Origin of the sequence: Haladaptatus sp. CMAA 1909 (assembly GCF_043952005.1) — an archaeon.
GTDB lineage: Archaea > Halobacteriota > Halobacteria > Halobacteriales > Haladaptataceae > Haladaptatus.
In genome coordinates, this window is the sequence record NZ_JBIOAV010000003.1 from 214,232 (window position 1) to 228,729 (window position 14,498).

A 14,498-nucleotide genomic window follows, 5' to 3' on the forward strand; every position below is an offset into this window, starting at 1 on the left:
AACTCAGAAAACAATGGACCAAGAGACGATTCGCTGTGCAATAGTACGGGGCGGAACCAGCAAGGGAGTCCTCATCGCGAGCGGTGAACTCCCGGCCGAACACCACGACGAGGCCATCCTTTCGGTATTCGGGAGCCACGAACCGCGACAAGTCGACGGGCTCGGCGGTGCGACTTCGACGACTTCCAAACTCATGATTGTCTCGCCGAGTTCCCGTCCCGACGTGGACGTGAACTACACCTTCGGACAGGTCGGCGTTACGGAACCGCTCATCGACTACGGCGGGAACTGCGGCAACATGACGACGGCGATAGGGCCATTCGCGTACGACGAAGGACTCATCGACGCCGCTCCCGACGCGAACGGTCGCGTTTCGCTCTCACTCTACAACACGAACACGGAGACGAAACTGGAACAATCGTTCCCGGTGGACGGTACGCGTGCAGCATCGACCGGTTCCTTCTCCATCGAAGGCGTCCCCGGGACCGGTGCGCGCGTCGATACGACGTTCGTTCACCCGGGCGGGTCGAAGACGGGGTCGCTCTTTCCGCTCGGGGATCCGACGGTCACGCTCGAAACCGAACACGAGCGTATCGACGCGACCGTGTTGGACGTGACGACGCCCGTCGCGTTCGTTCGAGCGAGCGACCTCGGACTCGACGGGACCGAGGACCCATCCAGCGTGGACACGGACCCACGACTCCTCGAACGAATCGAGCGGATTCGGGCACACGTCTGTGCCGAACTCGGTCTCGTCGATGACCCGGACGGCGCGACGCGGGAATCGCCGGGCTATCCGAAACTGGCGTTCGTCTCCGGACCGCAATCGTACGGGACTGGGGACGGACGGGTGAGAGCGGAGGAAATCGGCCTCACGGCGAGGATCATGAGCATGCAGTACCTCCACCCGATTTACGCGGTGACCGGAGGTGCGTGTACGGCGGCGGCGGCGCTGCTCCCCGGAACGATTCCGAACGAGGTCGCCACCGCACACGAAAACGAAGTGACGCTTGGGCATCCACGGGGGACGATGACCGTTTCGGTCGCCATCGAGTCCGACTCCGTTCGTTCCGTGACGGTCTCACGAACGCAACGCCGTCTCATGGAGGGGACGGCGTTCTACACGCTGCCGGAGTCGTCGCACTCGGACGAGTAGGACTTAGGCTGTCGAGGCGAACGAAATCGGCCTTTTTCTTTCAGCAATACTATTCAGTATGACTATGGGGTTTTTCTATTGTTGCTGTATAGTATTACCGAACGATATGACTAGATGTCGTTGTCACCGAACCCGGTTCCACGATTCGGTGGTAGACGTCCGCTCTAAGCTTTCGCTCCAGCGCCGCCGCCGCCGATGGCCGCACCGCATTCGTTGCAGGCGACCAAGTGACATCCTCCCCGTCGTAAACGACGGGGCTTCCCCTCCAAGAGGAATACCAGACTGGCTGGTAAGGTTTTTAGACTCATACGCGACAAGCGTCATCTGCGTAGGTGCGCTCCGCTTGGGTGGTCTTACGGCAGTGTCACAACCGCTCCCATCCCGTGGCGAGTCATCGTCACACGTTTTCCAAGTGCAACTCTCTCCCCACGGGTCAACCCGTCGAGCAATGCTTGCTGCGGCACTGATATCCGCCTGAAACGTCGAAACGTGACAGTCGTCGTTCGTACAGCGGAACTCCGCTTGCGAACCGCGCTTTCCGATGTGGCCGCATTCGTGGCACGTTTGACTTGTGTAGGCGGGATTGACATATTCGACCGGGATACCAGCGTCCGTTGCTTTGTCTTCGATACGGCCCTGTAGCCGCGCAAAAGCCCACGCGTGAAGACGCCGATTCATGTACTTGCCGTAATCCAGATTCTCACGGATGTAGGTCAAATCCTCCATCACGATTATCGGATTCTCGAAACCGGTGGCGTAGTCCACTACTTCGCGGCTGGCTTTCTCCACGATGTCCGTGAGTGCGTTCTGGTAGTAGTCGAATCGTTCGTCAATTCGCCATTCTGCATTGCGTTCTTGTAGTCGCTGAAGCGTGGTTGACATCTCCTTGCGGAGGTGTTTCGCACGCTTGCCACTCCAAAGAACGGGTCTTGTCGGCGTCCCGCGCTTGAGGGCACAGCCCGTGATTAGCGCAGTCTCACCGATATCAAGCCCGATTGGTGTGGTGTCACCGTCGGTTGTCGGTTCGTCAATCGAGTACTCGACGGTGACATGGAGTACCCAATTCTTCCGGTGTTTCTGTAGCCGTATCTCACCGGCTTTGGCGTCTTCGTTCAGTAAGTCGTACCACAGTGATTCTTGCTCGGGGTTAATCCGAAGCGGAATCCAGAAGTTCGTCCCACGTCCCGGTCGCGGTGCCCACCACGTGAACTCGTATTCACGTTCATCCGAGTGGTCGAACTTTGCGGCTTGGTTCGTGAGTCGGAGCGGATGCTCGTCGTCAATTTCACGAGCATTGTACGTTTTGCGGAGTTTCGGGACGTAGCTACACAACGCGGCTTTTGCCTGATACGGGAGGTCGTAAGGCGTCACAATGTCACTGACGCCACCCATCGTATCCGCGCCGGAATCGAACGCTTCGTCCAACGCTTCGCGGTACGTTTCGAGCGTATCCTGTAGTTTCTCCTCCTTGTGAGTAGTCGGTGGGGCAAATGTCGCTTGGAGTGTTTTGGTTGCCGTCGCAGACATCACTGATTCTCCACGTAGTCCATGAGAACGTCGATGCTCACTTGCCCGGTACTTGCGAGGAAGTACCCCGGTTGCCAGAACGAATCCTTGAGCGATTGTTTGACTTCGGGGTATTCACTGCGGATTTTCCGTGACGTGACGCCTTTCATCGAGTTGATGAACTTCGTCATGTCGGTGGTTGGTTTCGCAGTGAACAGAATATGGATGTGGTCGCTTCCACCGTTGACGTTCTGGATGTCAACGCCAAAGTCGCCTGCGAGGTCGTTCACTACCTCTCCGATGCGTTCGCTGATTTCATCGGTGAGTACGTCTGCGCGATATTTTGTAACGGTCACAAAGTGATATTGGAGCGCGTAGACGGTGTGCGACCCGGTTTGCAGGTTGTACTTCATTTGGCCTCATCGATATCTATCGGCCAATTGTATTAAAGCTTACTCCGTGGGGTATTCAGTGTGCTGTAGTCGTGGTTTGTGGAATGGAGCTTACGCGATTCACGCCCGCCGTTTACGGCGGAATTCTCTCGCTGTTTAAAGATAGAACCGTTTCGAGGCCGCGAAAAAGCCGGTCGTGGTGTCCATCTCCACGAACTCGACATCGGACTTCTCGGAGAGCGTCGCTTCGCATTCAGGGCAGTGTACCATATCCATCGATTGTGGTGTCAGATTAAATCTGTTTCTCTTTCAGGCACCTCCACCCGCCTTCGCGCCTGCCACGCCGCTCCCTATCGTCGTGCCGCAGTTGGCACAGGTAACGACGTAAAATCGCTTCGAGGCCTTCAGAAATCCGGTTTTTGCGTCCATTTCCACGAACTCGACGTCCGATTCCGCTTCGAGGGTCGAACCGCAGTCAGGGCAGTGTACCATATCATACATTTCGTCCGAGGTGTTATATTACCTACGGAAAATATAAAAGCGAAACGTCCGCGAACGCCCGTCGGTTTCCGAAAACCGCGTTCGCGCCGTTAGCTTTCCAATGTCGCGTCGAGCGTGATATCCGGCCCCGCGAGGGCCTTCGAAACGGGGCAGTTCTCCTTTGCGTTCTGTGTGAGTTCCTCGAAGGTGTCCTCGTCGATGTCCGGAACGTCCGCCGTCAGCGTCAGGTCGATACGCGGGATTTCGAAACCGCCGCCGTCGGCCTGTTCGAGGTGCACGTCCGCCTCCGTGTGGAGGCTGTCCGGCGTGTACCCTTCCTCTTCGAGGAACGCGGTCAGTTGCATCGAGAAGCACCCGGAGTGGGCCGCTCCGATGAGTTCCTCGGGGTTCGTTCCGGGTTCGTCCTCGAACCGTGTCGGGAATCGGAACGTCCCCTCTATCTGTCCGCTCTCCGTTTCGAAGTCGCCGCTTCCGTCCTTTCCGCCCTGCCACGTCGTGTCGGCTTGTCTTGTGGTCATCGTCACCCCGGAGTACAGTCGGCACCCGTATGGAAGTACTGGCCCGCCGAGTTGGGTCCCCGTTTGGGGTTCGAGCGCACCGCCTTCCGAGACGGCTTTTTCGGATTGCCACCGTTTCGGTACGAAGGAAATTATATAACTCCCCTCCGGGAAAGGAACGGACGTAGAGGGCATGACCCGCGACTCAACCACTCCCGTCAGAACGACCGCACGGTCGCTCGACATCATCGACACCTTGCGCGAACTCGACGGTGCCCGTCTCACGGAAATCTCCGCTCACCTCGACCTTCCGGACAGCACGGTGCACAACCACCTCCGAACGCTCGTCCAGCGGGGATACGTCGTCCGGGACGGGAACACGTATCACGTGAGCCTTCAGTTCCTCGATTTAGGCGAGTACGCCCGCTCCCGGCGCAAAGTGTACGAACTCGCCAGTTCCGAAATAGACGAACTGGCGGCCGAAACCGAGGAGTCGGCGAACCTTCTCGTTGAGGAGGACGGAACGGGCGTGTACATCTACAACGCGCAGGGGGGAAACGCCATTCCGCTCGACACCCACCCCGGAAAGCGCGTGCCGCTCCACGCGACGGCCCTCGGAAAGGCCATTCTCGCATTCCTCCCGGAGAGCAGGATGGACGCCATTTTCGAGCAAACGGGATTGCCCGCGCGGACGCCGAAGACGATAACCGACCCCGACGAACTCCGAACCGAACTGGCGACGGTTCGTGAGCAGGGCTACGCCGTCGATGACGAGGAACGCGTCCGCGGCGTTCGCTGTCTCGCGGTGGCGATAAAGAACGAGAACGGACAGGTCATCGGGGCTATCAGCGTCTCCGGCCCGGTGAGCAGAATCGAGGGCGAGTTCCGAGACCGATTGTTGGACGGTCTTCGCCGCGCGAAGAACATCATCGAACTGAAACTGGCACACGCGTAGGGATCATCGAACGTCGAAATTAACGGGAAAGCGTCGCACAGATCCGTGGAATCGCGTCTACTCACGAGCGAAGCGTATCGCGTATCCAGGTGGCGATAGTATTGCACAAGTATCGGGATATCAACCGACGCGTTCCCTACTGTTTCCGTCGTTCGTAAACAACGACGGATATCAAATCTACTGACAATTGATCGTAAGGACGAGCGTATACTCGGCAACGCGATACGCCACATTCCTTCGAAACCGGATGACTGTGGTATTGGTGATCCATATTTGGTTGCGATTTTCCACGACTTCGGAGTACATCACCGACTACGAGTGTCGGAGCTGCCGAACTATAGTTGACAATTGATGTATCCCCGAATACGGCCATCGAAGAACGGAAGTTCCATGATGTATTTGCCATCTAATATTGATTCATTGGAACAATACTAGTGCGGTGTTCGGTGCTGGCGGCGGCCAAATGAGTCGGAGTCTCGAAACCCGTCTCCGAGCGGACATGGTAGGGCGGCGACGTCTCCGCTTTCGAGTCTTTCCCGTCCTCCCATCTCAGTATTCTCACTTAGTAATACTCTCAGGTAATGTTGGAGGGTAAAACTTCGAAGACTCTTGGAAAAACACGCTGAAAAGGTTACTGAATTGGTTTTCCGAACAGTATATTTGGGCAGTATTGCCAATCGGTTTTACTCCCTGTTCCCCGGAATCGTCACCGGCAACCGACCGGTCGGGGTCCGTTCTCCGACCAGCAGTTCGACCGCGGCGGCGAGCGACGCCGCCGTGTCGTCGTACGTCGTCAGGTACGTCTCGACCTCCGGCATCGCCGAGAGGTCGTAGGGATTCCGGGTCGCAACGACGATGGGGTTCGCGCCCCGCTCTCGAAGGGTATCGACGACTGTCACTTGGTCGGGATTCGAGACGGCGTTCGACGTGCAGACCACGGTCGAACGATCGGCGACGGCGACGCTTTCGCTCGGCGATTCTCCCGGCGCGAGGACGGTGCTATCGACTTCGACGCCCGCCGCCGCCAGCGTCGACGCGAACGCGCCGTCTCGGTCGGTCGTCTCCTCGGCGCGCGACCCTCGTCCGATATCGAACTCGTAGACGGAAACGCGACCGGTGACGGGAAGTTCCCCCGACTCGTCGCGGACGAGCGTGACGCTGCGCTCGGCGATTTCGTGTGCGACGGACCGACACCCCGTCACGGCCTCGTCCCATTCCGTCTCGTCGCCGACGTACCCCGCTCCGTGCGCTCGCTTGGCGCGGAGGACGCGTCGAACCGCCGCGTCGATGCGGTCCTCGGAAACCCGCCCCGATTCGACCGCTTCGATGACGGCGTCGATGGCGGCGTGCTGTTTTGCCGGCGTGTGCGAGACGAAAATTTGGTCACAGCCCGCTTCGACCGCCTGCACACAGCCTTCGACGGTTCCGACACCGTCGGCGATGGCCTTCATCTCCATGCAGTCCGTGAGGACCAGTCCGTCGAAGCTCAACTCCTCACGGAGGAGCCCCGTCACGACGCGCGCGGAGAGCGTCGCCGGTCGCTTCGGGTCGTCCGTGATGGTCGGAAACGCGACGTGCGTCGTCATGATGGCCCCGATACCGCGGTCGATGGCGCGGCGGAAGGGTCGCAGTTCCACCCCGTCGAGGCGTTCCCTGTCGTGGTCGATGACCGGCAGGTCGAGGTGGGAATCGACCGCCGTGTCGCCGTGGCCGGGAAAGTGCTTTCCGCAGGCGACGACCGCCGAATCTTGTAGCCCCTCGGCGAATGCCGACCCCAGTTTCGCGACTCGGTCCGGTCGCTCGCCGAACGACCGAACCCCGATGACCGGGTTGTCGGGGTTGTTGTTCACGTCGAGGACGGGTGCGAGGTCGAGATCGACGCCGAGCGCGCGCAGTTCCCGTCCGACGGCGTTCCCGGCGCGGAAAGCGAGGTCCGGGTCGTCGACCGCACCCAGCGCCATCGCGCTCGGCAGTTCGGTCCCCCACGAGAGGCGTGCGACCCGGCCCCCTTCTTGGTCGATGGACAGGAACAGCGGCGGCTTCCCGTCCGGAACGAACCCTTGCAGCGTGCGTGAGAGGGACCGGAGCTGGTCCGGGGATTCGACGTTTCGGCTGAAGTAGATGAGGCCGCCGAGGTTTCGCTCGGAGACGAGCGTCGCTATCTCCTCAGTCGGCGTCGTTCCGTCGAACCCGGCCACGAACAACTGGCCGACCTTTTCGGAAAGCGACAGGGACGATACGTCGGCTTTGAAATCCGTCGGGGAAGCTGGCGGATTCGTCGATTCCGCCGACTCCGGTTCGGTTATTGAACTCATGCTATCAGTACCGTAGGTACTCCGCCCGAACGTCGAGGAATTCGTTTCGGTCCCCTTCCCAACTGCCGACGATGGTGTCGACGACTTCCCGGGGTTCCGCCGTCGGGTCCGCGGTGTCTATCGTCTCGCGGAGGTAACTTCCTCCGGCCAACTTGTCGATGAAGTAATCGTCGTCGTAGACTATCCACTCGCAGTCGTCGGACCCCATGAACGCGGAGGCGAGAACCGTCAGACCCACCGTCACGGGGTCGATGGCGTCCCGGTCGAGGACGTGAATCTGGACGCCGGTCACGTTCTCGCGTTCGTGTTTCGAGAACGTCGGCGAGAAGTACGCCGGACGGAAGGCGACGCCGTCCAGCCCTTGATTCGAAAGCTCCGCCGCCCAGTCGTCCGCGTCTATCCACGGCGCGCCGACGAGTTCGAACGGCTTCGTCGTCCCGCGTCCCTCCGAGAGATTCGTTCCCTCGAAAAAGCACATTCCGGGGTACAGCGTCGCCGTTCCCGGCGTCGGCATGTTCGGCGACGGGTACACCCACGGCAGGCCGGTGTCGGAAAACCAGTCCGTCCGCGACCAGTCGCGCATCTCGACGACGTCCACGTCGGCACCCATGTCGAACTCGCCGTTGAAGTACGTCGCCAGTTCGCCCACGGTCATCCCGTGGACCATGGGAAGTTCGTACGCGCCGACGAATGAGGCGACGTCGTCGTCGATTCGATTACCCGCGGCGGGAAGCGGTGAAATCGGGTTCGGTCGGTCGAGGACGACCATCCGTTTGTCCGCCTCCGCGACTCCTTTCAGCGCGTATCCTAACGTGTAGATGAGCGTGTAAAACCGACAGCCGACGTCCTGCATGTCGTAGATGACGGTGTCGACGCCGGCCATCATCTCCGGCGTCAGCCGTTTCTGTTCGCCGTAGAGGCTCTTCACCGGAAGCCCGGTACGCTCGTCGGTGCTGTCTTCGACCTTCACCCCCGCCTGTGCGTCGCCCCGTAGCCCGTGTTCCGGCCCGAAGAGCTTGCGGAGGTCGAACTCGTCGCGGGCATCGAGCAGGTCTATCGTCGTGTTGAGGTTGCTGTCGGTTCCCGACGGGTTCGTGATGAGTCCCAATCGTTCCCCGTCGACCGTCTCGGAACGGTCGTTCAACAACCGTTCTACGCCGAGTGTTACCATATCTTCGGCAATGCGTTATCCCCTTAAAAAACCCCATGTGGCGTGCGATTATCTGTCAGGGGTGTAACGAGACGGACACGGACACCATCTCCGTGTCCACTCCCGTCTCCTGTGTGTCCCTTCTCACCCGTATCGCTTCAATCGCTCGTCGGCGCGACGGCGACGTCGAACCAGTCGAGGTGGTCCTCGCTCAGCAGCGCGTGGTTGTAGACGTGGAGTTCGTCGCCGAGACCGCCGACTTCTCCCACGAACCGCCGCCACTCCTCTTCGGTCCCGAGAACGCCGGGGTCGAGGGTGACCCCGACGTCGACCGGCACGTCGACGGCATCCCGATACGCACGAACGCGACGCCGTGCGATGTCACGGTCGTCGGTGTAACAGAGCGCGACGATGCGGTCGAGGTGATTGCTGACGCGGTCGAGGACGACGCCAGCGGGCCACCCGTCGTTCGGTTCGCGGCCGAGGCCGTCCGACGCCGAGTAGGTCAACGCGACGTCGCCGCTGGCCGCCGCGATGCGTTCGAGGAACGCGGCGATGACCGACGCGCGGAACTCGAAGAGGTCGGCGAGGACGGGGCGTTCCTCGACGAGGCGGTCCAGCGATTCGACTTCCGGCGTCGGCGTTCGAAGCACGTCGCGGGCGAGCGACCGGACGACGTTCCGAGCGCGGTCGAAATCGACTTCGTGACTCGCCGCTCGCTTTTCGCAGGCCGAACAGAAACACTGCGAGAGGAGGATTTCCTCGGGTTTGCCGCGGACGACCTGATTTTTCGCGTGGCCGAACGTGGCTCCGTGCGGGTGAAATGCGCTCGGAAAGCCCAGCGATTCGAGGTTGATGGCCGCGATATCGTAATCAGCCAACGACCACACGACGTCCTCGAAGTATGCGTGTACCTCGGGATTGGACGGACAGAACGCGTGGTCGTGAGCGTCACCGAACGCGCTTTCGATGCGGTACTCGGGGTTCGACGCGCCGAGGTTCGAGTTGTGGAAACAGACCAGCCACGCGGTCACGTCGATACCCGCCTCGGTCAACCGTTCGATGACGGCCCCGAACGGGTCGGCGTGGCCGTCGATTTCGTTCACCGGCGGGTCGATCGGCGTGTCGGCAAACCGCTCCGGGTCGGGTCGGAAGTAGCAGCCACCTTCGTACGATTCGAACAGATCGTTGGGAGAACGCGGGTCGAGCGTTCGGATGGAGTGGTAGTGCGCGGCGACGGTGACGCTCGTCACGCCCAGTTCGGCGAGTTCCCTCCTCGTCGTGTCGGGCGATCGTGCGAGCAGACGCCACGGATAGCTCCAGACTGCGACCATACCAGCCAACGTTCGCGCCGTGTAATAAATATTCCCCGATAGGGGCATGAGTAGAAAATCGGCTCAGTCGAAGCGTCCGGCGGCGACCATCGCGTGGAACCGCTCGCGGAAGCGGATGAGGCCGGTCCCCTTTCCCTCGTACACCTGATTCGTGAGCAGGACGGCGAACCGGTCGCGGGCGTGGTCGAGCCACAGCGACGTCCCGGTGTAGCCCGTGTGACCGAGTCCGACCCGCGACCAGTTCGGCGCGGGGTACGTTTCGTCGGCGAGTCGCCACCCGAGGCTGTGACGGGTGTCAAGGTCCGGCAACCAGTCGTCCTGTAACCGCTCGATTGTCGCCGGAGAGAGGAGCGCCCCGTCGGCGGCGAGGTACGCCCGCGCGAACGCCGCGAGGTCGTCGACCGTCGTGAACAGGCCAGCATTCCCGCTCTGGCCGTTCATCGCCCATCCGAGCGGGTCGTGGACCTCTCCGCGGAGGACGCGGTCACGGTACTCGTGGTCGTAGGTCGCGGCGACGTTCGAGGTATCGGCGAGCGGTCCGAGTCCGGAGGACTCCATTCCGGCGGGGCCGAACACGTACCGTTCCGCGAGTTCGCCGAGCGAGGCGTCGGTCGCCCCGCGAAGCGCCTCGGCCAGATGAACGAAGTTGAGGCAACTGTACTCGTTTCGACTGCCGGGTTCGGCTTCGAGTATCGAACGGTTTCGAAGCCCCTCCAACACGTCGCTCGGCGACTCCCACGACTCGGAGAACGCGTACGGCTGAAAGCCGGAACTGTGAGTTAGCAGGTCGAGGAGTCGCACCTCGCCGCGCCGATAGCCGTTGAGGGAGGGGACGTGTCGCCGGAGTTCGTCCGAGAGGGTGATCTCCCCCGCCTCGACCAACGAAAGCGCCGTCGTCGCCGTCACGACGGGTTTCGTCAACGACGCGCCATCGAAAACCGTCTCGCGGGTCATTGCCTCCCCGCGCTCGGGGTCGCGTTCGCCGACGATGCCCACCGCCTCGATTCCGTCCGTCGTTCCGACCGCCGCCACGGCACCGGGATACGCCCCTTCCTCCAACCCGCGGGCGAGAACCGCTTCGAGCGACGAATCTCCGTTCGACTGTCTCATTCCGCTGAACGAGGGAGGCGGACCGTCTTAGTCCCTTCGTCGTCCTCCCGCGGTGAACAACCTATTTGTCGTTTCCGACTCAAGGCATCACGCATGACCTACGATTCGCTGTTGTTCGACGTGGACGGCGTCCTTCTCGCCTTCCACCCCGACCACCCGACGGTTTACCGACAGGCCGTCGTGGAGACGTTCGACGCGTTCGACCTGTCGCCCGACGACGCCGACGTCGATGCCTTCATCGCCGGTGCGACGGTGGAGGGAATGCGGGTAGTGTGCGACGACCACGGCGTCGATTTCGAGCGGTTCTGGGCCGAGCGCGAGGCGAACGCGTCGAGCCTCCAGTCCGGGATGATGGACCGCGGCGAGCGGGTTCCCTACGACGACTGTGCGGTCCTCCCGGACCTCGCCGCCAACCACGACATGGGCGTCGTCAGCAGCAACCAACACGCCACCGTCGAGTACATGCTCGACCGCTTCGACTTCGACCACCTCTTTAAGACGGTGTACGGCCGCGAACCGACGGTAGCGGGCTTCGAGCAGACCAAACCCGAGACCTACTACATCGAGCAAGCCATGGCCGACCTCGACGTGAGTAACGGCCTCTACGTCGGCGACAGCGCCTGTGACGTTCGTGCCGCCCATCGTGCGGGTCTCGATTCCGCGTTCGTCCGTCGCCCTCACCGCGAAGGGTACGACCTTCCGGAGGAACCGACCTACGAAGTCGAATCGCTCACGGACCTCCGTTCGCTCCCCGACGTCGCGGACGCCGCGTAAGTCTCCGTCCGTTCCCTGTCTTTCTCGGTTTCAGGTCGTGTGTCGCCGAAGAGCGACCGCTTCGTTTCGCACCGGCTACCCCGTTTCGACACAGCCGAAACGAGGGGAAGAACCCACTGAAAGCCGTGTAACTCCGCTTCCGAACGTTCGGGGGCATCTCACTACGACGAGCGGATTCGGAGGGGTCGAAACTGCCGCAGAAACGCCGAGAGAACGACTAACAAAGGTGGAAAGGGTCTTCCGCGGCCATCGGACGGTCGTTACAGGTCTAATTTCGTAATGGGGGTTGAACGGGCCGCTCGGGTTCCATGCCGCCAGTTAACGAACATGGACATTAGTGATGAATGGGTGGTTCGTTTCGGGTCCGTCGAAAGTCCCTTCCCGACCGCCGATAACGACGATCGCCGTCCACACTGGACTTGCGGATCGACTCCTCGACAATCTACGATTCGACGTATCCGAAGGTGGAGTACCGGCGGGTCCGGGAATCGTCGGAGAACCGAACGCGTGAAAATCGGTTTGAGAAGCGTCGGCGGGCGGTTTCTCACGTCGGTGGGCAGCGTTTCCCCATGACGACCGGACGGTTTGCACCGGTCGCACCGGGAACGTTGTTCGGGACGCCGTCCAACGCCGCCGCGGCGAGGAGGGCGAACGCGGCGGCCTCCTTCGCGTCGCTTCCGACGCCGTACTCGTCGATGGTCCGGATCGGCGCGTCGACCTCGGCACCGAGCATGTCGAGAAGCGTAGCGTTGTACGCACCGCCGCCGGAAACGACGATTTCGTCCGGCGGTTTCGGCAGAAACCGCCGATACGCGTCGGCGATGGAGCGGGCGGTCAGCGCCGTTGCCGTCGCCACGATGTCCGCATTCGAGCGGTTTCGGTCCCGGCAGTCGGCGACGAACTCCCGCGCGTATCCGCGACCGAACTGCTCCCGTCCGGTGGACTTCGGTGGCTCGGCACGGAAGTACGCCTCGTCCAGCGCGTTTTCTAGAATCCCCTCGTCGACCGTTCCTTCGCGGGCCATGCGGCCGTCTCGGTCGTAGGTCCGCTCGCCACCCGTCAGGAGTTCCACGACGCCGTCGATGACCATGTTCCCCGGCCCCGTGTCGAATGCTGTCACGTCGTCGCGTCCCGCACCGGGCGGCAACGAGGTGCAGTTCCCGATGCCGCCGATGTTTTGTGCGACACGAAAGGACTCGTCGTCTGCGAGGAGGGTGAGGTCCGCGAACGGGACGAGCGGTGCGCCGTGGCCACCCACTGCGACGTCCGCGGTCCGGAAGTCGGCGACCGTCGTGACGCCCGTTCGCTCGGCGATGTAGCTTCCGTCCCCGATCTGGAGCGTCGAACGACGTCGCTCGTCGCCCACCGGCAGCGATCGGGGTTCCGGTTCGTGGCGAACCGTTTGTCCATGCGAACCGATTGCGTCTACGGTCGCGAGTTCGCGGTTCGCGGCCGACGCCGCCGCCACCGCCGCGTCCGCGAACACCGCTCCGAGTTCGACGTTCAACCGGCACGCCTCGGCGACGGTTCCGTCGTCGGAACAAACGCGTTCGAGTCGCTCGCGGAAGTCCGTGTCGTACTCGCGCGTGACGAACGACTCGACGGTCACGTCGTAGTCGCGTATCGTCTTCCCATCCCGTCGAATCAGACAGCAGGCCGCATCGACGCCGTCGAGCGACGTGCCCGACATGAGGCCGACGACGACGCGTTCGGTCACGCCGTCACCTCCCCGTCGACGCCGTCGAACGGGGCGAAAACGTTCTGTGCGACCAGTCCGTCGGGAATGGAAAAACCGGGATTGGCGCGGTTCCAAACGTCGATACCGGCGAAAAGGCTGTCGTGGTCGGTGGGTCGGCGGCACTCCGTGGTCATCTCCACGCAGTTTCTCGTCGGACTACTTATAGTTCCGTTCGCCGGGCGGTCAGGGTCGTCGTTCGGGTCAGTCGTCCCCATCGTTCTCACGTGTTCGCGTCGGAACTTCCTCGATGTCGTACATCATCGTCTCCAACCGCTGGTCGAGACCGGCGGAGAGGCCGCCGTCGACGACGAGTTCCGTGCCCGTGACGAACGACGCCTTCTCCGACGTGAGGTAAAACGCCGCCTCGGCCACGTCCTCGGGTCGCCCGAACCGCCCGACCGGATACTGGTTCAACCACTCCTCCCGGATCGGTCCCTCGGTGGTCAACTTCTCGCTCGACGCGTCGGTGATGATGCTCCCCGGACAGATGGCGTTCGAGCGGACGCCGTGGCGGCCGTACTGCGTCGCCACGATTCGGGAGAGCGCGACGATGCCGTTCTTCGCGGCGGAGTAGGAGGCCAGGCCGATGCCGAGTTTCGCGTTGATGGAGGAGATGTGGACCATCGACCCGCCCCCCGATTCGACCATCGCTGGAAGCGTCTCCCGAGCGCAGAGGAACTGCCCCTTCAGGTTCACGTCGATGACCCGTTCCCACGTCTCGTCAGTCACGTCCGCGACGTTCCCGTCGTCGAACGACCCGCCCGCGTTGTTCACGAGGACGTCGATGCTCCCGTGGCGCTCCATCGTCGCCTCGACCACGGCCGACACGTCCGCCGACTCGCTGACGTCGGTTCGCACGAACTCGGCCGCTCCGCCGGCCTCCTCGATACGGGAAACGGTTTCCTCACCGCCCTCCTCGTCCACGTCGGCGACGATGACTGCGGTGCCCGCGTCCGCGAGTCGCTTCGCGATCGCCCGGCCGATTCCCTTCGCCGCTCCGGTGACGATTGCGACCTCGTTGCTCCGCTGGTCCGTACTCGTTTCCATATGCTCCACCTGTCCCCGGACCA

At 62.0% G+C, this 14,498-nt stretch carries 14 protein-coding genes; 3 read left to right on the top strand and 11 right to left on the bottom strand.

The features are described 5' to 3' along the window. The first annotated feature begins 13 nt into the window (after window positions 1-13). Window positions 14-1,156, top strand: a complete 1,143-nt coding sequence (locus ACGYLY_RS23030) for a PrpF domain-containing protein (protein ID WP_395285109.1) — start codon at window positions 14-16, stop codon at window positions 1,154-1,156. 123 nt (window positions 1,157-1,279) lie between these two features. Here ACGYLY_RS23030 and ACGYLY_RS23035 read toward each other — a convergent pair whose 3' ends face one another. The 4 genes from ACGYLY_RS23035 to ACGYLY_RS23050 all read right to left on the bottom strand — a co-directional run bounded on the left by ACGYLY_RS23035 (window position 1,280) and on the right by ACGYLY_RS23050 (window position 4,073). Continuing rightward, window positions 1,280-2,683 carry an RNA-guided endonuclease InsQ/TnpB family protein gene (locus ACGYLY_RS23035; RefSeq protein ID WP_395285110.1) on the bottom strand — a complete coding sequence of 468 codons (1,404 nt, stop codon included), beginning with the start codon at window positions 2,681-2,683 and terminating at the stop codon, window positions 1,280-1,282. Further along, the gene (gene tnpA / locus ACGYLY_RS23040; RefSeq protein ID WP_395285111.1) at window positions 2,683-3,075 is read right to left on the bottom strand and encodes an IS200/IS605 family transposase; all 393 of its coding nucleotides are present in this window, start codon (window positions 3,073-3,075) and stop codon (window positions 2,683-2,685) included. The genes ACGYLY_RS23035 and tnpA overlap by 1 nt, the downstream gene beginning before the upstream one ends. Before the next feature lie 288 nt (window positions 3,076-3,363). Then, window positions 3,364-3,546, bottom strand: a complete 183-nt coding sequence (locus tag ACGYLY_RS23045; RefSeq protein ID WP_395285112.1) for a hypothetical protein — start codon at window positions 3,544-3,546, stop codon at window positions 3,364-3,366. Between the two features lie 98 nt (window positions 3,547-3,644). Beyond that, the gene (locus ACGYLY_RS23050) at window positions 3,645-4,073 is read right to left on the bottom strand and encodes an OsmC family protein (protein WP_395285113.1); all 429 of its coding nucleotides are present in this window, start codon (window positions 4,071-4,073) and stop codon (window positions 3,645-3,647) included. A gap of 172 nt (window positions 4,074-4,245) precedes the next feature. Here ACGYLY_RS23050 and ACGYLY_RS23055 point away from each other — a divergent pair, with 172 nt between their 5' ends. After that, entirely contained in the window at window positions 4,246-5,007 is a 762-nt protein-coding gene (locus ACGYLY_RS23055) for an IclR family transcriptional regulator (RefSeq protein WP_395285114.1), read from the top strand. A 683-nt stretch (window positions 5,008-5,690) separates the two neighbouring features. Here the strand turns inward: ACGYLY_RS23055 and nagZ are convergent. The 4 genes from nagZ to ACGYLY_RS23075 all read right to left on the bottom strand — a co-directional run bounded on the left by nagZ (window position 5,691) and on the right by ACGYLY_RS23075 (window position 10,916). Then, the gene (nagZ, locus tag ACGYLY_RS23060) at window positions 5,691-7,322 is read right to left on the bottom strand and encodes a beta-N-acetylhexosaminidase (protein WP_395285115.1); all 1,632 of its coding nucleotides are present in this window, start codon (window positions 7,320-7,322) and stop codon (window positions 5,691-5,693) included. 4 nt (window positions 7,323-7,326) lie between these two features. Continuing rightward, window positions 7,327-8,493, bottom strand: a complete 1,167-nt coding sequence (locus tag ACGYLY_RS23065; protein ID WP_395285116.1) for an exo-beta-N-acetylmuramidase NamZ domain-containing protein — start codon at window positions 8,491-8,493, stop codon at window positions 7,327-7,329. A gap of 137 nt (window positions 8,494-8,630) precedes the next feature. Beyond that, window positions 8,631-9,806 (bottom strand): hypothetical protein, encoded by a 1,176-nt coding sequence (locus ACGYLY_RS23070; protein ID WP_395285117.1) that lies wholly within the window; start codon window positions 9,804-9,806, stop codon window positions 8,631-8,633. Between the two features lie 63 nt (window positions 9,807-9,869). Then, complete coding sequence (locus ACGYLY_RS23075) at window positions 9,870-10,916, bottom strand: serine hydrolase domain-containing protein (RefSeq protein ID WP_395285118.1); 1,047 nt, start codon at window positions 10,914-10,916, stop codon at window positions 9,870-9,872. Between the two features lie 93 nt (window positions 10,917-11,009). On the opposite strand from ACGYLY_RS23075, the gene ACGYLY_RS23080 reads away from it, so the two are divergent. Next, window positions 11,010-11,690 carry an HAD family hydrolase gene (locus tag ACGYLY_RS23080; protein WP_395285119.1) on the top strand — a complete coding sequence of 227 codons (681 nt, stop codon included), beginning with the start codon at window positions 11,010-11,012 and terminating at the stop codon, window positions 11,688-11,690. Window positions 11,691-12,234: 544 nt separating this feature from the next. Here ACGYLY_RS23080 and ACGYLY_RS23085 read toward each other — a convergent pair. The 3 genes from ACGYLY_RS23085 to ACGYLY_RS23095 are packed head-to-tail and all read right to left on the bottom strand — an operon-like array spanning window position 12,235 to window position 14,475. Continuing rightward, window positions 12,235-13,407, bottom strand: coding sequence for an anhydro-N-acetylmuramic acid kinase (locus ACGYLY_RS23085; protein WP_395285120.1), 1,173 nt, complete (start codon window positions 13,405-13,407; stop codon window positions 12,235-12,237). Next, the gene (locus ACGYLY_RS23090) at window positions 13,404-13,643 is read right to left on the bottom strand and encodes a hypothetical protein (protein WP_395285121.1); all 240 of its coding nucleotides are present in this window, start codon (window positions 13,641-13,643) and stop codon (window positions 13,404-13,406) included. Before ACGYLY_RS23090 ends, ACGYLY_RS23085 begins: the two co-directional genes overlap by 4 nt. Continuing rightward, window positions 13,630-14,475, bottom strand: a complete 846-nt coding sequence (locus ACGYLY_RS23095; protein ID WP_395285122.1) for an SDR family NAD(P)-dependent oxidoreductase — start codon at window positions 14,473-14,475, stop codon at window positions 13,630-13,632. Before ACGYLY_RS23095 ends, ACGYLY_RS23090 begins: the two co-directional genes overlap by 14 nt. Between the last annotated feature and the right edge of the window lie 23 nt (window positions 14,476-14,498).

What these genes read in the sequence shown, in the direction of transcription:
- nagZ (WP_395285115.1), bottom strand. Translation starts at nt 7,322, where the DNA reads ATGAGTTCAATAACCGAACCGGAGTCGGCGGAATCGACGAATCCGCCA.
- ACGYLY_RS23045 (WP_395285112.1), bottom strand. Translation starts at nt 3,546, where the DNA reads ATGGTACACTGCCCTGACTGCGGTTCGACCCTCGAAGCGGAATCGGAC.
- ACGYLY_RS23050 (WP_395285113.1), bottom strand. Translation starts at nt 4,073, where the DNA reads ATGACCACAAGACAAGCCGACACGACGTGGCAGGGCGGAAAGGACGGA.
- ACGYLY_RS23065 (WP_395285116.1), bottom strand. Translation starts at nt 8,493, where the DNA reads ATGGTAACACTCGGCGTAGAACGGTTGTTGAACGACCGTTCCGAGACG.
- ACGYLY_RS23035 (WP_395285110.1), bottom strand. Translation starts at nt 2,683, where the DNA reads ATGTCTGCGACGGCAACCAAAACACTCCAAGCGACATTTGCCCCACCG.
- ACGYLY_RS23030 (WP_395285109.1), top strand. Translation starts at nt 14, where the DNA reads ATGGACCAAGAGACGATTCGCTGTGCAATAGTACGGGGCGGAACCAGC.
- ACGYLY_RS23080 (WP_395285119.1), top strand. Translation starts at nt 11,010, where the DNA reads ATGACCTACGATTCGCTGTTGTTCGACGTGGACGGCGTCCTTCTCGCC.
- ACGYLY_RS23090 (WP_395285121.1), bottom strand. Translation starts at nt 13,643, where the DNA reads ATGGGGACGACTGACCCGAACGACGACCCTGACCGCCCGGCGAACGGA.
- tnpA (WP_395285111.1), bottom strand. Translation starts at nt 3,075, where the DNA reads ATGAAGTACAACCTGCAAACCGGGTCGCACACCGTCTACGCGCTCCAA.
- ACGYLY_RS23070 (WP_395285117.1), bottom strand. Translation starts at nt 9,806, where the DNA reads ATGGTCGCAGTCTGGAGCTATCCGTGGCGTCTGCTCGCACGATCGCCC.
- ACGYLY_RS23055 (WP_395285114.1), top strand. Translation starts at nt 4,246, where the DNA reads ATGACCCGCGACTCAACCACTCCCGTCAGAACGACCGCACGGTCGCTC.
- ACGYLY_RS23075 (WP_395285118.1), bottom strand. Translation starts at nt 10,916, where the DNA reads ATGAGACAGTCGAACGGAGATTCGTCGCTCGAAGCGGTTCTCGCCCGC.
- ACGYLY_RS23095 (WP_395285122.1), bottom strand. Translation starts at nt 14,475, where the DNA reads ATGGAAACGAGTACGGACCAGCGGAGCAACGAGGTCGCAATCGTCACC.